Origin of the sequence: Micrococcus endophyticus (assembly GCF_014205115.1) — a bacterium.
GTDB lineage: Bacteria > Actinomycetota > Actinomycetes > Actinomycetales > Micrococcaceae > Micrococcus > Micrococcus endophyticus.
Genome location: NZ_JACHMW010000001.1, coordinates 2,178,571 through 2,201,059 on the forward strand (window position 1 = coordinate 2,178,571; position 22,489 = coordinate 2,201,059).

Genomic DNA, 22,489 nt, shown 5'->3' on the forward strand with positions numbered 1-22,489 from the left:
GCCCATCCAGGTCCGGATGGGATGATCGACCGCTGTGAGTTCCGTCCAGCGCACCGCGTCCGTGCCCCGCCATGCCCTGTCGCCCGAGGACGGCGTGCCCGCCGTCAAGGCCGGCACGCGGGTCAGCCGCGGCCCCGGCCGGGTGACCGCCCTCGACGGGCTGCGGGGGATCGCGGTGCTCGCCGTGCTCGTCTTCCACGCCTGGCCCACCTTCCTGCGCGGCGGGTTCGTGGGCGTGGACATGTTCTTCGTGCTCTCCGGCTTCCTCATCACCACCGGCCTGGTCCGCGGTGTGGACGCGGGCCGGGGCGTGGCGCTGGGCACCTTCTGGATGAAGCGCATCCGGCGACTCGTCCCGGCCATGCTGATGGCGCTCGTGGGCACCACCGCGCTCGCGTGGCTGGCGGTGGACGAGTTCCCCGCGGGCCTGGGCCGCCAATGGTTCGGCGCCCTGACCTACACCAGCAACTGGGTGATGATCCTGCAGGGCGGGGACTACTTCAACCGCGCCTCGCCGCCCCTGTTCGAGCACCTGTGGTCCCTGGCGATCGAGGAGCAGTTCTACATCCTCTGGCCCCTGCTGATCTGGGGGCTGCTCCTGCTCACCTGGCCGCCGCGCAGCACGGTGAACTCGGGGCGGGTGGCGGACCGACGTCGCATCCTGGTGGTCGCGGTCGTGGCCGTGGCCTCCGCGGCGTGGATGGCCTGGGGCTCGTGGCACGGGTTCGAGCAGGCCCGCCTCTACTTCGGCACGGACACCCACGCCTTCGGCCTGCTGTTCGGCGCGTGCGTGGCGATCGGCCTGGCCCATGTTCCCCGGCCCGAGCACGGCGGCCCGGCGCCGCGGACCTCGGCCACGCGGGTGGCCGTCGCGTGGGGCGCCGTCGCGGTGCTCGCGGCGGGCTTCGCCCTGGTCGACGGCGGCCATGCGAGCACGTACCGAGGGGTGCTGGCGGGCCTGTCCGCCGTCGTCGCGTTCATCGTCTGGCACGTGGTGCAGGGTGACCGGCGCGACTCGCTCTCGCGCGCCCTGGGCAACGGGTTCCTGCGCTGGTGGGGGCGCCGCTCCTACGCCGCGTACTTGTGGCACTGGCCGCTGCTCGTGATCATGCGCGTGATGGTGCCCGTGGACGCCCCCGGGTGGGTCGAGCCCGTGGCCGCCGGCGCGATCCTGCTGCTGACCGCCCTGATCGCCGACCTGAGCACCCGGCTGATCGAGGAGCCCATCCTCCACGAGGGGTTCACGGGCGCCTTCGGTCGCTGGGGCGCGGCCGCGCGGCGGGCGTTCACGGGCGGGGCCGGGCCGATCGGCCGGCTCGCGGCCGCCGCCGCGGCGCTGGGGCTCGTGGCCGTCCCCACGGCGGCCGTGGCCGCCGTGGTGCATTCGCCCGCGCAGACCCAGCTCGAGCAGGACATCGCCCAGGCGGAGGAGTCCCTCAAGGCCGCCCAGGCGGCGCAGCAGGCGGCCCGCGAGTCCCGCGCGGCGGAGCAGTCGAAGCGGGCCGAGGCGTCGGCCTCGGGGTCGCCCGGCTCGGCCGCCCCCGGGGACGCGGAGGGCTCCGCCGGCGCGACGCCCTCGCCCGGATCGTCCGCCGAGCCGTCCGGGCTCGGGCTCGGCGACCCGGCCGTCGCGCGCCCCACGTACTCCAAGGAGCAGCTCACCGCGGCCCTGCCGCCGTCCGAGCTCGGCCCGGACGTCACCCTGATCGGCGACTCCGTCTCGCTCTCGGCTGCGCCCACGCTCATGGAGGAGCTGCCGGGGATGCTGCTCGAGGCCGAGGTGGGCTACCAGATCTGGGACGCCGCGGACGAGATCGAGAAGCTCAAGGCGGACGGCCAGCTGAGCGACGTCGTCGTGGTGGCCCTGGGCGCCAACGGCACCACCCACCGGGGCGACTGGGAGAAGATCCTGGCGGCCGTCGGCGAGGACCGGCTGCTCGTGCTCGTGGTGCCGCACGGCCCGATGGACTGGATCGCGGACGTGCAGAGGCAGATGGAGGCGCAGGCCACGGCCCACCCGGACCGGATCGTCCTGGCGGACTGGGACGCCGTGGCGAAGCAGCACGTCACGGACTTCTCCGCCGACGGCGTGCACCCCCGCGCCGACGGCCAGGCCATGTACGCCCAGCTCGTCCGGCTCACCATCGAGGACCGGCTCGGCGCGCGGCGCTGAGCGCGGTGGCCGGGGCGGCACGCGCCCCCACGACGACGCCGGCCCGTCACCTCCACGGGGGAGGTGACGGGCCGGCGTCGTGCACGGTCCGGGCGGGACCGGGCGGGTCAGCGCTCGATGTCGCCGCGGATGAAGGCCTCGACCAGCTCGCGCGCCTCGTCGTCGTTGTGCTGCACGGGCGGGGACTTCATGAAGTAGGAGGAGGCCGAGAGGATCGGGCCGCCGGTGCCGCGGTCCAGGGCGATCTTGGCCGCGCGGACGGCGTCGATGATCACGCCGGCCGAGTTGGGTGAGTCCCACACCTCGAGCTTGTACTCGAGGGACACGGGGGCGTCGCCGAAGTTGCGGCCCTCGAGGCGCACGAACGCCCACTTGCGGTCGTCCAGCCAGGCCACGTAGTCCGACGGGCCGATGTGCACGTCCTTCTCGCCCAGCTTGGCGGAGGTGTTGGAGGTGACGGCCTGCGTCTTGGAGATCTTCTTGGACTCCAGGCGCTCGCGCTCGAGCATGTTCTTGAAGTCCATGTTGCCGCCCACGTTGAGCTGGTAGGTGCGGTCCAGGGTGACGCCGCGGTCCTCGAACAGCTTGGCCATCACGCGGTGGGTGATGGTGGCGCCGATCTGGGACTTGATGTCGTCGCCCACGATCGGCACGCCGGCGGCGGTGAACTTGTCCGCCCACTCGGGGGTGCCGGCGATGAACACGGGCAGGGCGTTGACGAAGGCGACGCCGGCGTCGATCGCGGCCTGCGCGTAGTGCTCGGTGGCCAGCTGGGAGCCCACGGGCAGGTAGCAGACCAGCACGTCCACCTGGGCGTCGCGCAGGGCCTGGGCCACGTCCACGGGCTCGGCGTCGGACTCCTCGATGGTCTCGGCGTAGTACTTGCCGAGGCCGTCCAGGGTGGGGCCGCGCTGCACGGTGACGTCCGCGTGCGGGACGTCGGCGAGCTTGATGGTGTTGTTCTCGGAGGCGAGGATCGCCTCGGACAGGTCCAGGCCGACCTTCTTGGAATCCACGTCGAACGCGGCCACGAACTGCAGGTCGGACACGTGGTAGTCGCCGAACTGCACGTGCATCAGGCCCGGGACGGTGTCGGTCGCCTTCGCGTCGCGGTAGTACTCCACGCCCTGGATCAGGGACGTTGCGCAGTTGCCCACGCCGGCGATGGCGACGCGGATGGGGGTGGTGGCCACGGTCTGGTTCTCTCCTCGGACTTCCGGGTCGGGTGCAGGCGCGCCTGCAGGCGCGCGAGGGGGCTTACGCCTGTTCGGCGGAGCGCTCACCCGGGGATCAACCCCGCCAGTCTACGTCCGACGACGTCGGCCCGGTCCGCAACGGCGTCCGGCCCGCTTCCTAGGATGGGGGCATGAGACCGGCCCCCGCGCACGCCGCGACCCCCAGTGAGCCGCCCACCCACGCCGTGGACGGGCCCTCGTGGGCCGGGCCGGACGGCCGGGCCGAGGCCGGCGGTTCCGCTGTGAGCGCACCCCCCTCCCGGGGCCCCGCCGCGGTCCCCGCGCCGGTGCCGGCCCCGGGCGACCGCGGGGGGCGCTTCCAGCTGCCCGGCGGCCTCGCCGCCAACCGGTTCACGCTCGGCGGGCGCGGCGGCACGGGCTCCTGGGCGAGCCCCGCGGCCCTGGCCGGGGTGCTGGTGGCCCTGGCCGCCGTCGTCACCGTGCTGCAGAAGGCCCCGTGCCTGCTCCACGGCTGGGGCGCACCGAACGTCTACTACGCCGGCTGCTACTCGGACTGGGCGGCGCTGTACGGCGGGCGCGGGTTCGCGGCGGACCCGTGGGCCCCGTTCCAGGCCGGCTCCACCTTCGAGTACCCGGTGCTGATGTCCCTCGTGGGATCCGTGGGGGCGCAGCTCACCCAGTGGCTGCCGTTCGGCGCGGAGCACGGCACGCTCGTGTTCTGGCTCGTGAACCTGCTGTTCGTGGTGGGGCTGTGGGCCGCCGTCGCGGTGCTCACTGTGCGGATGGCCGGGCGCCGCTGGAGCGACGGGCTCATGGTGGCCGTGGCCCCCGGGGTCATCCTCGCGGGCACCATCAACTGGGACCTGTGGGCCGTGGCCCTGCTCGCGCTGGGCATGTACGCGTGGGCGCGCGAGCGGCCCCTGGCCGCGGGCGTGCTCATCGGGCTCGGGGCGGCCATGAAGATCTACCCGCTCCTGATCCTCGGGCCGCTGCTGATCCTGGCCGTGCGCTCGCGGCGGTGGCGGCCGTTCCTGCTGGCCGCCGGCGGCGCCGTGGCGGCGTGGGCGGCGGTGAACGTGCCGCTCATGGTGGCGAACTTCGAGGCGTGGTCCGTGTTCTTCACCTTCTCCGGCGAGCGCGGGCCGGGCCTGTCCAGCGTGTGGCACGCGTGGGACGTGACCGCCGCGCAGGCCGGGTGGGCGTTCGTGCCGGAGGACTCACTGACCCTGCTGGCCTACGGCGCCTTCGCTGTGTGCTGCCTGGGGATCTTCGTGCTCGGCGTGCGGGTGCGGCACACCCCCCGGCTCGCGCAGCTGACGTTCCTGGTGGTCGCGGCGTTCGTGCTCACCAACAAGGTGTACTCGCCGCAGTTCGTGATCTGGCTGATCCCGCTCGTCGCGCTGGCGCTGCCGCGCTGGCGGGACTTCTGGGCCTGGCAGACGGTGGAGGCGCTGCACTTCTTCGCCGTGTGGATGTACCTGGCCAAGGGGGCCTCGGGCTCCATGCCGCAGCACTCCATGGACGACTCCGTGTACGTGGCCGCGATCCTCGCCCACATGCTCGCCGTCCTGTGGCTCTGCGGGCGCGTGGTGTGGGAGATGCTCCACCCCGAGGACGACCTCGTGCGGCGGGACCACCTGGACCTGCCCGGCGGGGACCCCCTCGCGGGGGCGTACCGGTCCGCTCAGGCGTAGTCCCAGCGGTGGATCGGGCAGTCGGGGGACGGGCTGAAGGTGGATGGCCCGGCGGCGGATACGACGGCGGCCCGCGGGTCGTGTGCCTCGGGGGAGGGGGCGTCGGCGCCCGCCGAGGTGCGCGGGCACGTGCACGCCGCCCCGGAGGCGGCCGTGGCGGCCTTCATCTGCTCGCGCCAGTTCGCGTTCGGGTCTGAAGCCGGGTCCACCGGGGCCGGGCCGTGGTGCGCCGGGTGCGCGCCGTCGTCGTCGTGGGGGAGGGCGCGGGAGGCGGCGTCCGAGTCCCGCGTGAAGCCCATGCGGACGATCACCCAGCCGCCCACGGTCCACGCCACCATGAGGAACACCCCCACGGCCACGACGATCATGATCTCCACGGCGGGCTCCTCCTGCGCTGACGGGACTGGCGGGGCGGCGGGGGACGCTCCCCGGCCAGGCTAGCCCGGCGCGATACGGTCGGGGCATGACCGCTGTGACCCGTGACACCGCACCCGCCCCCGAGATGTCCGCGCACCTGCAGGACCTGGCCGCCTTCGTGACCGCCTCGCCCTCCAGCTACCACGCCGCCGAGGAGGTCGCCCGGCGCCTGGTGGCCGTCGGGTTCACCCGCCTCGACGAGGCCGCCGACTTCCCCGCCGCCCCCGGCGGCTACGTGGTGGTGCGCGACGGCGCGGCCCTCGCCTGGGTCGTGCCGACGGGCGCGGGCTCGGACGGGTCGGATGGTGCCGGGGCGGCCGGCGGCTCCGGTGCCGGCGCCGCGGTGCCGGTGTTCCGCGTGCTCGGCGCCCACACCGACTCCCCGGGCTTCAAGCTCAAGCCGAACCCCGCCACCGTCACCGCGGACGGCTGGGTGCAGGCCGGCGTCGAGGTGTACGGCGGGCCGCTGCTGAACTCCTGGCTGGACCGCGAGCTGCGGTTCGCAGGCCGCCTCGCCCTCGACGACGGCACGCAGGTGCTCGCCGCCACCGGCCCCGTGGGGCGCATCCCGCAGCTGGCCATCCACCTGGACCGCGAGGTCAACGACGGCCTGAAGCTGCAGCGCCAGCGCCACACGAACCCCGTGGTGGGCGCGCTCGCGCCGCGCGGCGAGGGCGCCGGCGAGGCCGTGGCGGACGTGTCCGAGGGCGTGGACGGGCGCAGCGCGCCGCTCGAGCAGGCCGCCGGCGCCGACGCCGAGTCCCGTGCCGGTGCGGGGGCGGGCCTGGAGGCGCGCGCCCCGGGCGACGTGCTGGCCGCCCTGGCCGCCGCGGCCGGCGTCGACCCGGCCGCCGTGCGCGGGCACGACGTCATGGTGGCCGACGCCCAGGCGCCCGGCCTGTTCGGCCTGGCCGGCGAGTTCTTCGCCTCCGGCCGCCTGGACAACCTCAGCTCCGTGCACGCCGGGCTCGTGGCCCTCGAGGAGCTGGCCCGGGCGAACGGCGGCGCCTCCGGGGCGATCGCGTACGCCGGCACCGTGGCCGAGGGCGTGGCGGGGGAGGCCGCCGGCGCGCCGGTGATCCCCGTGCTCGCCGCGTTCGACCACGAGGAGCTCGGGTCGGCGTCGCGGTCCGGGGCGGCCGGGCCGCTGCTCGAGGAGGTCATGGGGCGCGTGCTCGAGTCGCTCGGCGTGGCCGGGCAGGGCCGGGCGCGGGCGATCGCGGGGTCCTGGCTGCTGTCCGCGGACGCGGGACACCTGGTGCACCCGAACTACGCGGAGCGGCACGACCCGGTGAACCACCCGCGCGTGAACCACGGCCCGCTGCTGAAGATCAACGCCAACCAGCGCTACGCCACCGACGCCGGGGGCGAGGCCGCGTTCGCCCGCTGGTGCGGGGTGGCCGGGGTGCCGTTCCAGGAGTTCGTGAGCAACAACGACATGCCCTGCGGCTCCACCATCGGCCCGATCTCCGCGACCCGCCTGGGCATCCGCACGGTGGACGTGGGCCTGGGCCTGCTGTCCATGCACTCCGCCCGCGAGATGTGCGGCGTACGGGACCTCGAGCACCTCACCGCGGCCGTGCGGGAGTTCTTCCGCGGCGTGTGAAGGGTGGCAGGGGCGCTGGCGTCAGTCGCGGGCGCCCCGCTGAGCCGAGACCGCGCGGGCCGGCACCGCGCGGGCCGGCACCGCGCGGGCCGGGCGCACTACTGCCGAGTACTTCCGCTGCTACCTGGCAGTAGTGCCCCCAGCTGCACGGAGGCAGGGTGCGTCGCACCGGCGGTGGGATGAGCGGCCGGCGTCCGGCACCGGCGGCGCTCCTGCACAGCGCTCGGGAAGGGCCCGCTCGTCCCCACCGTCCGGCGCCCCTCGTCCACGACGGCGCGGCACGCGGTCCACTGCCAGGGTGAGCGATCCCCTCGACGCCGTATCCGAGTCCGTCTTCCCCGTCGCCCGCGCCGTCGCGGCCGGACTGGCGACCAGCCGGGCCCGACGGCACGACCTCGTCGCCGTCAGTCGCGGGCTCCGTCGTCGTCGGAATGTGCCTGCGGCCCCGCTCGACGTCGCTCTTGCCCATGCCCGTCGAGACCGGAGCCTGGTCGTGAGCCACGCCTCGGCGGCTCAGGCCTGGGGGATGTGGCTGCCCGCCGAGGCGGAGCAGCGGGTTCACCTGTCGCGCGTGCGGCCCGGTTCGCAGCCCCGCATCGCCGGGGTGGCCGGCCACCGGATCCGGATCGATCCGGCCACCGGACTGACTGTGCTGGGCGTCGGTGACAAGTCCTTCACCGTGACCACGCCGGAGCGGACGTGGACGGACCTGGCGTCCATGGGGCTCACCCGGGAGGACCTCATCGTCGCGGGGGACGCGCTGCTGCGCCGGCGCGACGGGCCCGGCGGCGAGGTGGCGGCCGGGCGCCAGCACCCGCTCTCGAGCCTCGCGGACCTGGGCGTCGCCGTCGCCGAGGCTCGAGGCGTCACGGGATGGCGCCTGCTCGGCGAGGCCCTGCCGCACCTGAGGGAGCGGTCCGACTCGCCGCAGGAGACGCGCCTGCGGGTGCGGCTCGTGGGCGCCGGCTTCCCCGAGCCGCAGGTGAACCCCGAGGTCCCGCTCGTCTGGGATGCGTGGGGTCGGATCCTCCGCTCCACGCCGGTGGACCTCTACTTCGCGGCGGCGAAGGTCGCGCTCCAGTTCGAGGGCGAGCATCACTTCTCCCGAGCCCGCCAGTACCGCAGGGACATGCGACGCGACGAGGAGCTGCGCGATGTGGGGGTCGAGACGGTGCGCGTCGACAGCGCGGTGTTCGGCGCGGGGGAGTGGGCGCGGTTCATGGCGCGCCTGCAGCGGCTCCTCACGACGCGCGGCGGTGCGTGATGGGCGGGCGACGGTGAGGCCGGGCGCACTACTGCCAGGTACGTCGAGATCTACTTGGCAGTAGTGCGCCCAGGGCAGGGAGGGGGGTGGGCATGGGCCGGTACCACGGGGGTGGGCGTGGGTTGGCCCCACGGGGCGGGGGATCGGGTCAGCGGTCGGCGAGGACCCGCACGGTCGCGAGGTTGCGGGCCGTCCCCACGCGGCGCTGCGCCGGCGGCGCGTCACCCGAGGCCGCGCGCTCGATCCGCGGCAGCCCCAGGCGGGAGGAGTGCGAGGGCCCCGCATAGCGGACCCACACGCCCCGGCCCACGACGACGGCGCGGTCGTCCCCGGCGTCCACCGCGGCCAGGGCCTCGCCCGCCTCGGGGTGCGGCACTGTGTCCAGCAGCACGAGGTGGACGGCCTTGGAGTCCACCGAGTCCAGGGTCTCGCCCGGCGCGAGCAGGTCCGAGGCCAGCAGGCCGTCCACCAGGGCCGACAGCTCTGTGCGCGCGGCGGCGTGCACGGACGTGTCCACCCCGAGGCGCTCCGTCAGGAGGGTGCGCAGGCGCGCGGCGACGTCGTCGACGTGGTCTCCGGCGTCCGGCGTGCCGAGCACGTTGCCCGAGTTCAGGGGGACAGCCACGTCCGCGAGCCCGGCCTCGGCGGCCAGCTCCGCGAGATCCGCCTTCGGGACCCTGTTGCGGCCGCCCACGTTCACGGCGCGCAGCAGCAGGACGTGGGTGGGGGAGGCGGGGTGCTCGCTCATGGCCCGATCCTCCCAGCCGGAGGCCTTCCCTGACGGTGGTAGAGTGGATCAGGTTGTCTGTGTGCCGCCGAAGAGCGCGGAGCATCGCACGGACGACGAGCACAGAACCTCCTGCCGCGGAGAGACCGCGGCCGCAAGCCCAGAGGAGGTGGGTTCGCATGCGTGCTTATGAGCTGATGGTGCTGATCGACCCTGAGGTCGACGAGCGCACCGTGGAGCCGACCCTCAAGAAGTACCTCGAGGTCGTCACGAACGCCGGCGGCACCGTCGACAAGGTCGACGTGTGGGGTCGCCGCAAGACCGCCTACGAGATCCAGAAGAAGTCCGAGGCCATCTACGTGGTCGTCGACTTCCACTCGGAGCCGGCCGCCACCCAGGAGCTGGACCGTCTGCTGAACCTCAACGAGACGATCCTGCGCACCAAGATCATCCGTCCGGAGGAGCAGAAGATCACCGCTGAGTGATCCTCGTACCGTGTCCGGCGGGTCTGAGAGCATCGGATCAGTCCCCGACGCCCCCACCGGAACCCCGCCGCCCGCACACCGGATCCCCTGATCCGGCGGACGGACGGAAGAACCCCCGAAGACAGGAGTGACCATGGCAGGCGAGACCGTCATCACCGTGGTCGGCAACCTCACCGCCGACCCCGAGCTGCGCTTCACCCCGAACGGCGCGGCCGTCGCGAACTTCACCGTCGCGTCCACGCCCCGCACGTTCGACCGTCAGACCAACGAGTGGAAGGACGGCGAAGCGCTGTTCCTGCGCTGCTCGGTCTGGCGCGAGGCCGCGGAGAACGTGGCGGAGTCGCTGACCAAGGGCATGCGCGTGATCGTGCAGGGCCGCCTCAAGGCGCGCTCCTACGACGACCGGGACGGCAACCGCCGCACCAGCTGGGAGCTGGACGTGGACGAGGTCGGCCCGGCCCTGAAGTTCGCCACGGCCAAGGTCACCCGCGCCCAGCGCAGCGGTGGCGGCGGTGGCGGCGGCTTCGGCGGCGGCCAGCAGGGGGGCGGCTTCGGCGGCGCCCCGGCCGGCGGCGGCTTCGGCGGGAACAACGACGGCGGCTTCGGCGGCGCCCCTCAGGGCGGCGGCTGGGGCGGCCAGCAGCAGGGCGGCGGCCAGGCCGCACCGCAGGACCCCTGGTCCGGCGGCGGCGGTGGCGGCGGATGGGACACCCCGTCCTCCAACGAGCCCCCGTTCTGATCCTGCGCTGACCGGCCGCGGCCCCTCCCCGGGGCCGCGCCGGACACGGACCACACGGACCTCTCCGTCCGGGCGCACGTCGCCCGGAGGGCCGCCACCGCGGCCCACCCCGCGACCCGGCACCGCCGGGCCGCACCGCACACGGCCCCGTGCGCCGCACGGGACACCGCGTGATCCCATCCCGCAGAACCGTTCTGCGGGCTCCAGAGAACTCTGAAGGAGCACCACGATGGCGAAGGCTGAACTCCGCAAGCCCAAACCGAAGTCCAACCCGCTCAAGGCCGCCAAGATCACCGAGATCGACTACAAGGACGTGGCCCTGCTGCGCAAGTTCATCTCCGACCGCGGGAAGATCCGCGCCCGTCGCGTGACCGGCGTGACCGTCCAGGAGCAGCGCAAGATCGCCCAGGCCGTCAAGAACGCGCGCGAGGTGGCCCTGCTGCCGTACGCCGGCGCCGGCCGCGGCTGATCGAGCGAGCGAAGGAAGGAACACCCAGATGGCAAAGCTCATCCTGACCCAGGAAGTGACCGGTCTCGGCACCTCCGGTGACGTGGTCGAGGTCAAGAACGGGTACGCCCGCAACTACCTGCTCCCGCGCGGTTTCGCCACCGTGTGGACCAAGGGCGGGGAGAAGCAGGTCGAGTCCCTGCAGAAGGCCCGCGCGGCCCGCGCCGTGGCGAACCTGGAGGACGCTCAGGCCCAGGCCGAGAAGCTCCAGTCCGCCACCGTGAAGCTCGAGCGCACCGCCGGTGCGGAGGGTCGCCTCTTCGGCGCCGTCCAGGCCGCCGACGTCGCCGAGGCGATCGAGGCCGCCGGCCTCGGCTCCGTGGACAAGCGCGCGGTGACCCTGCCGGCGCACATCAAGTCCGTGGGCAACCACCAGGCGCAGGTGCGCCTGCACGAGGACGTCGTGGCCGTCGTCGACCTGCAGGTCGTCGCCGCCAAGGCCAAGAAGTGATCATCCTCTTCTGAGCCCGTCGCGCACGCGACGCACCCGAGGCCCCGGTCCGCTCTTCACGAGCGGGCCGGGGCCTCGTGGCGTGGGGGAACATGGAGGCCATGCCCTCCGCCCCACCGCCCTCCGACCCCGCCGGCTCGACGGCGGCCCCGCGCCCGCCGCTGTGGACGCGCCCGTTCATCCTCGTCAGCGCCACCTACCTGTTCGTGGCGATGATCTTCTACACGCTCATGACCGCGATGGCGCTCTACGCCGTCACGTCCTTCGGCGCGTCGGACGCGGAGGCCGGCGTCGTGGTGGGGGCGTTCGTGCTGGGCGCGGTCCTCACCCGCATGACGACGACGCCCGCCACCTTCGCGTGGGGGCGGCGGCGGGTCCTGCTCGTCGCCTTGGCCTGCTACGTCCTCACGACGGCGGCGTACCTCTGGGCGGACTCCCTGGCCGCACTGACCGCGGTACGCCTGCTCAACGGCATGTGCTTCGGCGCGGCCGGCACCGTGCTGGCCACGGCCGTGCAGCGGATCGTCCCGCCCGTGCGCCGCTCCGAGGGCACCGGCTGGTTCTCCACGTCCATGACGCTCGCGGGCGCCGTCGGGCCGATGGTGGCCCTGCAGCTGAGCACCACCCTCGGCTACGACGCCCTGTTCCGGGCGTGCATCGGCTTCACGGGCATGGCCCTGCTGATCGCCCTGTTCCTGCGCGTGCCCGAGCCACCGCGGACGGGCCGGTTCCGGCTGCACCGGGCGGACGTGTTCTCCGCGGAGGTGGCACCGGCGGCGGGCGTGGCCCTGGCCTCCGGGTTCATGTACGGCGGCATCCTCGCGTTCATGGCCACGTTCGCGCAGCAGCAGGGCTACCCGGCGATGGTGCCGAGCCTGTTCTTCCTGCTCTTCGCCGCGGGCACCCTCGTGGGCCGCGCCGTCCTGGGCGTGCTGCACGACCGGCACGGGGACAACGCCGTCGTCTACCCGATCCTCGCGGGCATGGCCGTCTCCTACGCGGTGCTGGCGCTGTGGCGGGAGCCGGCGGGCATGCTCGTGGCCGGCGCCCTGCTGGGGCTGACCTACCGGCCCGTGGTGAGCGTGTTCCAGACCATCGCGATCAAGGTGGTCCGGCCCACCGAGATCGGCGTCGCCACGGGCACGTTCTTCCTGCTCCTGGACCTCGGCACCGGCCTCGGCCCCATGGTGCTCGGCGCGGTGGCGGCCGCCGTCGGGATCCCGGTGATGTACCTGCTCTCCGGCGGCGTCGGGGTGGCGTTGATGCTCTACTACCGGCTCGTGCACGGCGGCCGGGCCATCGCCCGGCGCCCGTCCCCGGCCTGAGCGGGGCCGGGGCCTCGTGGCGTGGTGGTGCTCATGCGTCCCATCCTCCGATATGCACGAGGGCGTCGCCGCGGTGCACCAGGGGTGCCTCGGTGCGGCCGATGACCACGCCGGTCAGCTCGGCCTTCACGTGCGCGAGGCGGCGGCCGAACGAGTTGTAGAGCGCGCCGATGCGGTCCCCGGCGCTCACGCGTTCGCCGAGCGCGACGTGCAGGTGCACGAGGCCGTCCGCGCGGGCGCGCACCCACGTGGACTGCCACACCAGGTAGGGGGCGTCCTGCTCGCCGTCGACGACGTCGGGGTGGACGGCGGCGGTGTCCTCGCCGGTGGCGTCGGTCGCCTCGGGCACGTCCGTGGTCCGCTCCTCGGGGACCTCGCCGGGCAGCGGTCCGGGGGCGTCGACGACGGTGTCCGGCCCGGGCTCGGTGAGCCCGACGTCCGCGGGGTCCACCATGTCCAGGGCGGCGAGCACGCGCAGGACCCCGTCCACGCCGGGGGCGATCGCGTACTCGTCGAACCGCCAGGCCTCGCCGGCCTCGTAGAGGAGAACGCGCGCGCCAGTCTCGCGGGCCGCGGCGCGCAGGGAGCCGTCCCGCAGGCGGGCGTGGAAGAGCACGGGGGCGCCGAACGCCTCGGCGAGCGCGCGGGTTTGGGGGTCCTCCAGGTCGCACCGGATCTGCGGCAGGTTGGAGCGGCGGTCCGCGCCGGTGTGCAGGTCGATGCCCACCGTGCAGCGGCCGATCACCTCGGTCATCATCAGGTGCGCGATGCGCGAGGCGAGCGAGCCCCGGGCGGAGCCGGGGAAGGAGCGGTTCAGGTCGCGGCGGTCCGGCAGATAGCGGTCCCCGGCCATCACGCCGAGCACGTTGACGATGGGCACGGCCAGCAGGGTGCCGCGCAGGTGCTTGGGCTGCAGGCGCTCCAGGACGCGGCGGACGATCTCGATGCCGGCCACCTCGTTCCCGTGGATCGCGGCGGAGACCCACACGGTGGGCCCGTCCTGGCGGCCGTGCAGCACGTGCACGGGCAGGGTGACGTCCGCGCCGGTGACGAGCTGGGAGATCGGCAGGGACAGCTCGTGGCGGCGGCCGGCCAGGATCTCGACCCCGCCGAACGCGAAGGGGGCGCGGGCGGGGCGACGGCTCACGCGCGTCCCCTGTTCCGGCGCCGCACGCCGCGCGGCGGCTGCCCGCCCACGTACGAGGCGGCGGGGTCCACGAGGAGGCCGCCGGCGGCCAGCGCGGTGCGCCCCACGAGCATGCGGAAGCCCATCTCGTCCCGGTGGGTCAGGGTCACCTCCGCCTCGATCGTGCGGCCGGCCAGGGTCAGCGGCATCACGACGACGACGCGCTGCTGCGCCTTGCCGTTCGAGGAGCGGACCGTGCGCAGGTCGGCCACCGGCAGCTCGGCCGTCCGCGCGTCCGCGGCCGAGGTCTGCCACGGGTGCACCTCGAACCGCACCCACGCGGCGCCGTCGCGGGTGAACCGCTCGATGCCGAAGGCGTGGAGCGCTGAGGTGCGGGCGCCGGTGTCGATCTTGGCCTTGAGCCAGGGGGTGTGGGCGGCGGGCAGGCCGACCCATTCGCGCCAGCCCACCAGCCCCGGGCGGGCGGCGCCGTCGTCGATGGGGGGCATGCCGTCGGGGGCCGGGGCCGTGTGCTTAGATTCAGACACGCCCCTCATCCTCCCAGGAAAGCGGTCATGAAGCTCGCCATCCTCTCCCGTTCCCTGCGCGCCTACTCGACGCAGCGACTCAAGACCGCCGCGCTCGAGCGCGGCCACCAGGTGAAGGTCCTGGACACCCTGCGCTTCGGCATCGACCTCAGCTCGGACGAGCCCGATCTGATGTTCCGCGGCCGCCCCCTCTCCGGCTACGACGCGATCCTGCCGCGCATCGGCAACTCGGTGACCTACTTCGGCACCGCCGTGGTGCGCCAGTTCGAGCAGATGGATGTCTACACGCCCAACACGGCCGCCGGGATCATGAACTCGCGGGACAAGCTGCGGGCCACGCAGATCCTCTCCCGCCACGAGATCGACATGCCCGCCACCGTGTTCGTGCGCAACCGCGGCGAGGTGTCCACGGCGATCGACATGGTGGGCGGGGCGCCCGTGGTGATCAAGCTGCTCGAGGGCACCCAGGGCATCGGTGTGATCCTGGCGCCGACCAAGAAGGTGGCCGAGGCGATCATCGAGACGCTGCACGGCACCAACCAGCAGGTGCTCATCCAGCGGTTCGTGGAGGAGTCCAAGGGCAAGGACATCCGCGCGCTCGTGGTGGGGGACCGCGTGGTGGCCGCGATGCGCCGCCGGGCCCAGGGGGACGAGTTCCGCTCCAACGTGCACCGCGGCGGCACCGTGGAGCGCGTCGAGCTCTCGCCCGAGTACGCGGAGACCGCCGTGCGGGCGGCCCACATCATGGGTCTGCGCGTGGCGGGCGTGGACATGCTCGAAGGTGAGCACGGCCCGCTGGTCATGGAGGTGAACTCCTCGCCGGGGCTGCAGGGGATCGAGGCCGCCACGGACCTGGACGTGGCCGGCGCGATCATCGACTACGTGGCGGATCAGGCCGGCTTCCCGGACATCGACGTGCGCCAGCGCCTGGCCGTGTCCACCGGGTACGGGGTCGGTGAGATCACCGTGCACGCCGGCTCCGGGTGGGTGGGCCAGTCCATCGAGGACTCCGGGCTGCTCGCGAAGGACCTGCAGGTGCTCACCCTGCACCGCGGCACCTCCGTGTTCCCCAACCCCGCGGACACCAAGGCGCTCGAGGAGGGCGACCGGCTGCTCTGCTTCGGCAAGACCGAGAACATGCGCGCCCTCATCCCCGCCCGCGCCCGCCGCCCCAAGCGCGTGCGGAAGCTGCCGGCCACCCCGATCCTCGCGTCCGTCGCCGAGGAGGCACCGGCGCCCGAGGCGCCCGCCGACGACGCCTGAGCCCGGGCGCGGGGCTCAGCGGGCCGGGGCGAACGCGCCGATGCCCGTGAGGTGCCGGCCGAGCGTGAGCTGGTGGACCTCGTCCGTGCCCTCGTAGGTCCGCACGGACTCGAGGTTGTTCGCGTGGCGCAGCGGCGAGTGCTCCAGGGTGATGCCGTTGCCGCCGAGCATCTCGCGGGCGTCCCGGGCGATCCCGATGGCCATGCGGCAGTTGTCCAGCTTGCCGGCGGAGATCATCGCGGGGGTGAGCGGGCCGGCGTCCTTGGCGCGGCCGATCTGGTGCGCCAGCAGGTAGCCCTTGCCGATGGCCACGGCCATGTCCGCGAGCTTGGCCTGCGTCAGCTGGTGGGAGGCCAGCGGCACCCCGAACTGCTGCCGCTGCATCGCGTAGTCGAGGACGGCGTCGAAGGAGTCGCGGGCGGCGCCCATCGCGCCCCAGATGATCCCGTAGCGGGCCTCGTTGAGGCATTGGAAGGGGCCCTTGAGCCCGACGGCGGAGTCGGCCGGGAGGATCGCGTCCGCAGGCAGGCGGACGTCCTCCAGGTGCAGCTCCGTCTGGATCGAGGCGCGCATGGAGAGCTTGCCCGTGATGGCCTCGGCGGTGAAGCCGGGGGTGTCCGTGGGCACCACGAAGCCGCGGACCCCGCGGCCGTCCCCGATCTCCCCGGTCTGGGCCCAGACGATCGCGACGTCGGCGATGGTCCCCAGCCCGATCCACCGCTTGGTCCCGTTGAGGACCCAGTCCCCGCCGGCCTCCTGGCGGGCCGTGGTGGTCATGGACGCCGGATCGGAGCCGGCGCCGGGCTCGGTGAGGCCGAAGCAGCCCACCGCCTCGCCCGCCGTCATCCGCGGCAGCCAGTGCTCCTTCTGCTCCTCGGAGCCGTGCTTGTGGATCGCGCCCATGGCCAGGGAGCCCTGGACGGAGACGAAGGTGCGCAGGCCGGAGTCGCCGGCCTCGAGCTCCTGCGCGGCCAGCCCGTACTCCACCGCGGAGCGGCCGGGGCAGCCGTAGCCGGTGTAGGGCATGCCCAGGACGCCGAGCCGGCCCATCTCCGGGACGATCTCCCGCGGGAAGACCGCGTCCTCGTACCAGGAGGCGATGTGCGGGCGGATGTGCTCGTCCACGAAGGCGCGGACGGCCAGCGCGGTGGCCTTCTCCTGCTCGGAGAACAGGGCGTCCAGGCCGACGACGTCGACGCGGCCGAGGAAGGAGTCGGACTCGGCGTGGAAGGGGGTGCTCATGATCGGTGTCCTCTCGGGGGGTGGGTCGGTCAGCGGTGCTTGCGGGTGAAGGCGGAGATGCCGGTGATCTCGCGTCCCACGATGAGGGCCTGCATCGAGTCGGTGCCCTCGTAGGTGGAGACGACCTCCATGTCCGTCATGTGCCGGGCGATGTGGTTCTCCAGCAGCAGGCCCTGGCCGGCCAGCATGTCCCGGGCCTCGCGGCACATGGCCAGTGCCTTGCGCGAGGTGGTCATCTTGACCAGGGAGGCCATCGGGTCGGTGAGTCGGTCGTCCTCGGCGAGCTCGGCCATGCGCCGACACATCAGCTGCATCGAGACGAGGTCGGAGAGCATCGTGGCCAGCTTCTCCTGCACGAGCTGGTAGGAGCCGATCGGGGCGGAGAACTGCTCGCGCTCCAGGGAGTACCGGGCGGCGATCTCGAAGGCCGCCATGCCGTGGCCCAGCGCCTCCCAGGACGCGCCGCCGCGGGTCGCCTTGAGGACCCGGTTGACGCCCGCGAAGGACTCGCAGTTCGCCAGGCGGTTCTCCTCCGGCACGCGCAGGCCCTCGATCCGGATGTCGGCCTGGTGGATGGCCCGCTTGGCGACCTTGCCGGTGATCACCTCGGGGGAGTAGCCCTCCGGGTAGCGGCCGTCGTCGTCCTTCTCGACCACGAACGCCTTGACCTGGCCGTCCGCCTCATCCCGGGCATAGAGGACGATCACGTCGCCGGCGGCGCCGTTGCCGATCCAGCGCTTGTGGCCGTCGATGATCCACGAGTCCCCGTCCCGCCGGGCCGACGTCTCGAGGGACACGGAGTCGGACCCGTGCGCGGGCTCGGTCAGGGCGAACGCGCCGGTCTTCTCCAGGCGGGCCATCGCCGGCAGCCAGCGCTGGCGCTGCTCCTCGTCGCCGAGGATGTAGATGGAGCCCATGCCGAGGTTGGCGTGCACGCCCAGGAACGTGTTCACCGAGCCGTCCACGCGGCCCATCTCCCTGGCCACGATCCCGGCCTGCAGCCGCGACATCCCCGGGCAGCCGTAGCCCTGGATGTACGTGCCCACGATCCCGGTCTCGCGCAGGGCCGGGAGGATCCCGTAGGGGAACTCGGCGCGCTCCCAGTGGTCGTTGATCACGGGCTCCACGTGCTCGAGCGCGAAGGACCGCACCCGGTTCCGCAGGGCGAGCGTGTCGGCGTCGAGCTCCTCGTCCAGGAGGAGGAAGTCCGGGTGCTCGATGACGGGGGTGAGGGATGCCATGTCGGGGTCTCCTGTCGGCGGGGCGTCGGTGCGCCGGGGTCAGTCGGTGGAATCGGTGGTCGGGCGGGCATCGGCCGCGGCCGTGACCCCGGGACGGTGCACGGACTCGAGGATCCCGCGCAGGTCCGCCTCCAGCGGCCGCGAGCGCGAGTGGTCCGGCTCGAGCTGCACCACCGTGGCCTCCGCGGTGACCACGGGGATCCCGTCCTGAACCAGGGCGTGCTGCATGACGAACGAGGAGCCGCCGATCCGGGACACCCACAGGCGGCCGGTGAGGGCGCCGCGGTGGTGGACGGCCCGGCGGAAGTCCACGGTCAGGGTGCGCACCACACGGGGCAGCCCGGAGTCCGGGGTGGAGTCCAGCCATGCCAGGTAGGCCGCGATCCGGATCTCCTCGAGGAGGGTCACCACGCGTGCGTTGTTGACGTGGCCGTTCGCGTCCTGGTCCGACCAGCGGACGGGGACGGGGCACTCGAAGACGCCGCCGCTCACCGGGCCGCCTCCGGGTCGGCCGCCCGATCGCCGTCGTGCCGGCGGGCCGGGGTGGCCTCGAGCCAGGCGCGGACGTCCGCGGCGTCCTCGTCCAGGTGCGGGGGCGCCTTCGGATAGGCCACGGGGGTCCGGCTGAAGGAGACGGGGTTGCGGATCAGCGGGACCTGACGGGTCCCGGGCGCGCCCACCGGGACCACCGGCTCCAGCCCGAGGTCGTCGGCGCGCTGCACGCCCTGGGCGATGTCTAGGATCGGGGCGCAGGGCACGCCCACCGCCTGGAGGCGCCGGAACCAGTGGTCGGCGGTCCCGGCGGCGAGCGCCCCCGCCATCAGGATCCGCAGCTCGTCCCGGTTCTCGTTGCGCAGCAGCACGGACTCGAAGCGCGGGTCGTCGGCCAGCTCCGGCACGCCCAAGGTCTGGACGAGGCGGGCGAACTGGTGGTCGTTGCCCACGCAGATGATGAGGTCCTGGTCCGCCGCGGGGAACGGCCCGTAGGGGTACAGGCTGGGGTGGTCGTTGCCGAGCCGCTGGGGGTTGTCCCCCGCCGCCGCGTAGCCCGTGGTCTGGTTGACGAGCCCGGACAGGGCGGAGGAGAGCAGGTTCAGGGCCACATGCTGCCCCAGGCCGTCCCCGCTGCCCTGCCGCTCCAGCAGGGCGGCCAGGATGCCGACGGCGGTGTGCAGGCCGGTGACGACGTCGAAGATCGCCACGCCGGCCCGCTGGGGGTCCGCGTCCGGGTGGCCGGTGACGTGCATGAACCCCGACATCCCCTGCACGAGCAGGTCGTACCCCGGCATGGACGCGCCCCCTGCCGTGCCGAAGCCGGTGATGCTGGCGTGGATGAGGCGGGGCCAGCGCTCGCGGACGGACTCGGGGTCGAGGCCGAACCGGGCCAGGCCGCCGGGCTTGAAGTTCTCCACGAACACGTCGGCGCGGTCCAGGATCGCGTACGCCGTGCGCAGGTCCTGCCCGTCCGCCAGGTCCAGGGCGATGGAGCTCTTGTTGCGGTTCACCGAGAGGTAGTAGGTCCCGATCCCGTCCCGCTCCGGGGGCATCCACAGGCGGGTGTCGTCCCCGCCCGGGGACTCCACCTTGATGACGGTGGCGCCCATGTCCGCCAGGAGCATGGTGGCGTAGGGCCCGGCGAGCACGCGGGAGAAGTCGGCGACGACGATGCCGTCCAGCGGTCGTCGTGGCGACGCGGCCTGGGATCCGGGCGTGCTCATCGGGGGGCTCTCCTCGCTGTGATGTCCGACACGGTGTGGACACCACCAAACCAGGGTGATTAGATCCTGTCTAATACATATTCCGAAGGTCGGCGATGCGCTCTCAGCATCGATCTCCCGGCCCCGGCACGGAGCGAGGAGGACGGACGTGGACGTCCACCACGCGAGGGCCTTCCTGGCCGTCGCCGAGGAGCTGCACTTCGGCCGGGCCGCTGCCCGACTCCGCATGGCCCAACCGGCCCTGAGCCGGCTGATCAAGGCGCTGGAGAAGGACCTGGGCGCCCCGGTGTTCGAGCGCAGCACGCGCCACGTCTCCCTGACCCCGGCCGGTGCGGCCCTCGTGGAGGTGGCGCGGGAGCTGGTGGCTGTCTCCGAGCGCGCCCGGGACACGGTGCGCGGCGCCGTGACAGGGGAGACAGGCGTCGTCCGCCTGGGCTTCGCCGGCGCCTCCATCAACCGCAGCGTGGCACGGCTGGCGCGGGAGGTGCGGGCCCGGTGCCCGGGGGTGCGCCTCGAGCTGCACAGCTCCCAGTTCTCCCCGCAGGGTCTGGAGCGGGTGATCAGCGGGGACCTGGACCTCTCCGTGGGTCGGTGGGACTTCCTTCCCGCGGACGTGCGCTCCTACCTGGTGGGGCGGGAGCGGCTGATCGTGGCGATGCCCAGGACGCATCGGCTGGCCTCGGCGTCCTCGGTGGCCATGGCGGACCTGGCCGAGGAGGAGTGGATCACCCTGCCCGGCGGGTCCATGTCCGCCCTGAGCAACCGCCTGCAGAGCCTGGCCCGCACCGCCGGGTTCGTGCCCCGCGTGCGGGAGCACGCGCCCGACTCGTGGACGCAGACCCTCCTGGTGGACGCCGGCGTCGGGATCGCGCTGACGCTGGATTCGGTGCGGGACAACATCGGCGCGGACGGGGTGGCCTGGCTGCCGCTCGACCCGCCCGGACCGCCGCTGGAGGTGCGGCTGATCTGGCGGGAGCACGACGACAACCGGGCGGTGGAGCGGGTGACCCGCATCGCCGCGGCGATCTTCCCGGCCCGCCCCGCGGCGGGCTGAGCCGGTCAGGACTGCGGGTACTCGTACCAGCCACGCCCCGTCTTCCGGCCGAAGTCGCCGGCCTCGTACTTCTCCTTGATGGAGGCCGCCGGCAGGGAGGCGGGGTCGCCGGTCTGCTCGTACTCGGCCAGACGGATCAGGTGGACGACGTCGATCCCCACCAGGTCCATCAGCTCGAACGGGCCCATGGGGTGGCCCAGGGCCGTCTTCGCGGCCACATCGATGTCCTGGAAGTCGGCGATGCCGGCCTCGTACAGCTCGAGGGCCTCCCGGCGGAGGGCACCGAGGAGGCGGTTGGCCACGAAGCCGGGGATCTCCTGCTTGAGGCGCACCGGCGTCTTCCCGAGGGACTCGACGAAGGAGACAATCCGGTCCACGGTCTCCGGGGCGGTCCCCGGATGGGGGACGACCTCCACGCAGACCATCACGAGCGCCGGGTTGAAGAAGTGGAGGTTGCACACCCTGTCCGGCCGGGACGTGGCGTCGGCGACGCGCGAGGAGACGATGTTGGAGGAGTTCGTCACCAGCAGCGTGTGGCCCGGGCAGACGGCATCCAGCTCGGAGAAGATCGTCCGCTTGACGGAGAGGTCCTCCACGGCGGCCTCGATCACCAGGTCGGCCGTGGCCGCGGCGGCGTCGCGGTCCGTGGTCAGGGTGAGCCGGTCCCACGCGGCGTCCACGTCCTCGCGCGTGCGGCGGTCCTTCTCCACGTCCCGGGACAGACGCTGCTCGAGCTGCGTCCGGGCGCGGTCCAGCTGGTCCTGGCTGATGTCGACGAGGGAGGTCCCGTACCCCGCCAGGGCGCAGACGGCGGCGATCTGGGACCCCATGGTCCCGGCGCCGAGGACGACGACGGTGCGGATCTCGGTGGTCATGGGGGCTCCTTGATGTGGGTATGGGCGGCTCAGCGGTAGCGGGGGGCGCGCTTGTCGAAGAAGGCGGCCGTGCCCTCGTCCCGCTCGGTGTGGGCGTAGAGGATGCCCACGGAGAGGCGCTCCAGCAGCAGGCCGGTCTCGCGGTCCACGTCGAAGGCACGCTCGATGACCGTCTTGGCCAGCCGGTTGGCCAGGGGGCCGCGGGAGGCGATGGCCTCCGCGGTCTCCCGGGCCCGGGCCAGGAGGTCCTCCGGAGCGGTGACGGCGGTGACCAGGCCCATGCGCAGGGCCTCGTCCGCCGGCACGCGCCGGCCGGTGAGGATCATCTCCGTGGCGTGCCCCACGCCCACCAGGCGGGCGAGGCGCTGACAGCCCCCGGCGGCGGGCATGATGCCCAGTCCGGTCTCCGGGAGGGCGAACTGCGCCCGCTCCGAGGCGATCCGGACGTCGCAGGCCAGGGCCAGCTCGCAGCCGCCCCCGAAGGCGTAGCCGTTCACGGCGGCCACGGTGGGCGTCTCCATGGCCGCCATCCGGGAGTACAGCCCCTGCATGCGCCCGGCCAGGCCGTCCAGGGGGCCGCGGGAGGCGATCTCCCCGATGTCCGCCCCCGCCACGAACGCCTTGTCCCCGGCGCCGGTGACGATCAGGACGTGCACGTCCTCCCGCCGCTCCACCTCGTCGAGCACCTCGCGGACGGCGGCCTGCACGGCCTGGTCCATGGCGTTGCGTGCCGCGGGGCGGTTGATCGTCATCGTGCCGATCCCGTCCTCGGTGGTGAACAGCACCAGGGGCTCGGCGGGGGTCGCGGGGTCGGGGCTCATGGGATCTCCTTCGGGG

General features: G+C 73.5%; 22 protein-coding genes. 11 read left to right on the plus strand and 11 right to left on the minus strand.

Annotated elements, in window-relative coordinates; genetic code table 11:
• The first annotated feature begins 34 nt into the window (after nucleotides 1-34).
• A complete protein-coding gene (locus tag HDA33_RS12570; RefSeq protein WP_221432994.1) occupies nucleotides 35-2,173 on the plus strand; it encodes an acyltransferase family protein in 2,139 nt (712 codons plus the stop codon).
• 107 nt (nucleotides 2,174-2,280) lie between these two features.
• On the opposite strand, the gene HDA33_RS09970 is transcribed toward HDA33_RS12570, so the two are convergent.
• Nucleotides 2,281-3,366, minus strand: coding sequence for an inositol-3-phosphate synthase (locus HDA33_RS09970; RefSeq protein WP_184172920.1), 1,086 nt, complete (start codon nucleotides 3,364-3,366; stop codon nucleotides 2,281-2,283).
• Between the two features lie 173 nt (nucleotides 3,367-3,539).
• Between HDA33_RS09970 and HDA33_RS09975 the strand changes: the two genes are divergently transcribed.
• Entirely contained in the window at nucleotides 3,540-5,063 is a 1,524-nt protein-coding gene (locus HDA33_RS09975; RefSeq protein WP_184172922.1) for a glycosyltransferase family 87 protein, read from the plus strand.
• On the opposite strand, the gene HDA33_RS12770 is transcribed toward HDA33_RS09975, so the two are convergent.
• Complete coding sequence (locus HDA33_RS12770; protein WP_246417218.1) at nucleotides 5,054-5,431, minus strand: hypothetical protein; 378 nt, start codon at nucleotides 5,429-5,431, stop codon at nucleotides 5,054-5,056. The genes HDA33_RS09975 and HDA33_RS12770 overlap by 10 nt on opposite strands.
• A 95-nt stretch (nucleotides 5,432-5,526) precedes the next feature.
• Here HDA33_RS12770 and HDA33_RS09985 point away from each other — a divergent pair, with 95 nt between their 5' ends.
• Nucleotides 5,527-7,086: a M18 family aminopeptidase gene (locus HDA33_RS09985; RefSeq protein WP_184172924.1), complete on the plus strand. Its 1,560-nt coding sequence runs from the start codon at nucleotides 5,527-5,529 to the stop codon at nucleotides 7,084-7,086.
• 493 nt (nucleotides 7,087-7,579) lie between these two features.
• Nucleotides 7,580-8,350: a hypothetical protein gene (locus tag HDA33_RS09990; RefSeq protein ID WP_184172926.1), complete on the plus strand. Its 771-nt coding sequence runs from the start codon at nucleotides 7,580-7,582 to the stop codon at nucleotides 8,348-8,350.
• 148 nt (nucleotides 8,351-8,498) lie between these two features.
• On the opposite strand, the gene HDA33_RS09995 is transcribed toward HDA33_RS09990, so the two are convergent.
• On the minus strand, nucleotides 8,499-9,098 hold the full coding sequence (locus tag HDA33_RS09995; RefSeq protein WP_184172928.1) for a DUF1697 domain-containing protein: 600 nt from the start codon (nucleotides 9,096-9,098) through the stop codon (nucleotides 8,499-8,501).
• Between the two features lie 158 nt (nucleotides 9,099-9,256).
• Between HDA33_RS09995 and rpsF the strand changes: the two genes are divergently transcribed.
• From rpsF to HDA33_RS10020, 5 genes are all read left to right on the plus strand, one after another.
• A complete protein-coding gene (gene rpsF, locus HDA33_RS10000) occupies nucleotides 9,257-9,562 on the plus strand; it encodes a 30S ribosomal protein S6 (RefSeq protein ID WP_158492327.1) in 306 nt (101 codons plus the stop codon).
• 133 nt (nucleotides 9,563-9,695) lie between these two features.
• Nucleotides 9,696-10,301, plus strand: a complete 606-nt coding sequence (locus HDA33_RS10005; protein ID WP_158493752.1) for a single-stranded DNA-binding protein — start codon at nucleotides 9,696-9,698, stop codon at nucleotides 10,299-10,301.
• A 229-nt stretch (nucleotides 10,302-10,530) separates the two neighbouring features.
• Entirely contained in the window at nucleotides 10,531-10,770 is a 240-nt protein-coding gene (gene rpsR, locus HDA33_RS10010; protein ID WP_002857788.1) for a 30S ribosomal protein S18, read from the plus strand.
• 28 nt (nucleotides 10,771-10,798) lie between these two features.
• Complete coding sequence (rplI, locus tag HDA33_RS10015) at nucleotides 10,799-11,260, plus strand: 50S ribosomal protein L9 (protein ID WP_158492325.1); 462 nt, start codon at nucleotides 10,799-10,801, stop codon at nucleotides 11,258-11,260.
• Nucleotides 11,261-11,361: 101 nt separating this feature from the next.
• Nucleotides 11,362-12,585: an MFS transporter gene (locus HDA33_RS10020; RefSeq protein WP_246416933.1), complete on the plus strand. Its 1,224-nt coding sequence runs from the start codon at nucleotides 11,362-11,364 to the stop codon at nucleotides 12,583-12,585.
• A 31-nt stretch (nucleotides 12,586-12,616) separates the two neighbouring features.
• Here HDA33_RS10020 and HDA33_RS10025 read toward each other — a convergent pair whose 3' ends face one another.
• Together HDA33_RS10025 and HDA33_RS10030 are read right to left on the minus strand one after the other, a co-directional pair.
• A complete protein-coding gene (locus HDA33_RS10025) occupies nucleotides 12,617-13,732 on the minus strand; it encodes a succinylglutamate desuccinylase/aspartoacylase domain-containing protein (RefSeq protein WP_184172932.1) in 1,116 nt (371 codons plus the stop codon).
• A complete protein-coding gene (locus HDA33_RS10030) occupies nucleotides 13,729-14,259 on the minus strand; it encodes an ATP-dependent zinc protease family protein (RefSeq protein ID WP_338104332.1) in 531 nt (176 codons plus the stop codon). Before HDA33_RS10030 ends, HDA33_RS10025 begins: the two co-directional genes overlap by 4 nt.
• A 27-nt stretch (nucleotides 14,260-14,286) precedes the next feature.
• Between HDA33_RS10030 and rimK the strand changes: the two genes are divergently transcribed.
• A complete protein-coding gene (gene rimK / locus HDA33_RS10035) occupies nucleotides 14,287-15,522 on the plus strand; it encodes a 30S ribosomal protein S6--L-glutamate ligase (RefSeq protein WP_184172934.1) in 1,236 nt (411 codons plus the stop codon).
• 15 nt (nucleotides 15,523-15,537) lie between these two features.
• Here the strand turns inward: rimK and HDA33_RS10040 are convergent, their stop codons facing one another.
• From HDA33_RS10040 to HDA33_RS10055, 4 genes are read right to left on the minus strand one after another with little or no spacing between them, the layout of a single operon-like run.
• A complete protein-coding gene (locus HDA33_RS10040; protein ID WP_184172936.1) occupies nucleotides 15,538-16,764 on the minus strand; it encodes an acyl-CoA dehydrogenase family protein in 1,227 nt (408 codons plus the stop codon).
• A gap of 29 nt (nucleotides 16,765-16,793) precedes the next feature.
• Complete coding sequence (locus HDA33_RS10045; protein ID WP_184172938.1) at nucleotides 16,794-18,005, minus strand: acyl-CoA dehydrogenase family protein; 1,212 nt, start codon at nucleotides 18,003-18,005, stop codon at nucleotides 16,794-16,796.
• A 39-nt stretch (nucleotides 18,006-18,044) separates the two neighbouring features.
• The gene (locus HDA33_RS10050; RefSeq protein ID WP_184172940.1) at nucleotides 18,045-18,497 is read right to left on the minus strand and encodes an acyl-CoA thioesterase; all 453 of its coding nucleotides are present in this window, start codon (nucleotides 18,495-18,497) and stop codon (nucleotides 18,045-18,047) included.
• The gene (locus tag HDA33_RS10055) at nucleotides 18,494-19,723 is read right to left on the minus strand and encodes a CaiB/BaiF CoA transferase family protein (RefSeq protein ID WP_184172942.1); all 1,230 of its coding nucleotides are present in this window, start codon (nucleotides 19,721-19,723) and stop codon (nucleotides 18,494-18,496) included. Before HDA33_RS10055 ends, HDA33_RS10050 begins: the two co-directional genes overlap by 4 nt.
• A 148-nt stretch (nucleotides 19,724-19,871) precedes the next feature.
• Here HDA33_RS10055 and HDA33_RS10060 point away from each other — a divergent pair, with 148 nt between their 5' ends.
• Nucleotides 19,872-20,777 carry a LysR substrate-binding domain-containing protein gene (locus HDA33_RS10060; RefSeq protein ID WP_184172944.1) on the plus strand — a complete coding sequence of 302 codons (906 nt, stop codon included), beginning with the start codon at nucleotides 19,872-19,874 and terminating at the stop codon, nucleotides 20,775-20,777.
• A gap of 5 nt (nucleotides 20,778-20,782) precedes the next feature.
• On the opposite strand, the gene HDA33_RS10065 is transcribed toward HDA33_RS10060, so the two are convergent.
• Together HDA33_RS10065 and HDA33_RS10070 are read right to left on the minus strand one after the other, a co-directional pair.
• Nucleotides 20,783-21,652: a 3-hydroxyacyl-CoA dehydrogenase family protein gene (locus HDA33_RS10065; protein WP_184172946.1), complete on the minus strand. Its 870-nt coding sequence runs from the start codon at nucleotides 21,650-21,652 to the stop codon at nucleotides 20,783-20,785.
• A gap of 29 nt (nucleotides 21,653-21,681) precedes the next feature.
• Nucleotides 21,682-22,473 carry an enoyl-CoA hydratase/isomerase family protein gene (locus HDA33_RS10070; RefSeq protein WP_184172948.1) on the minus strand — a complete coding sequence of 264 codons (792 nt, stop codon included), beginning with the start codon at nucleotides 22,471-22,473 and terminating at the stop codon, nucleotides 21,682-21,684.
• Nucleotides 22,474-22,489 lie beyond the last annotated feature (16 nt).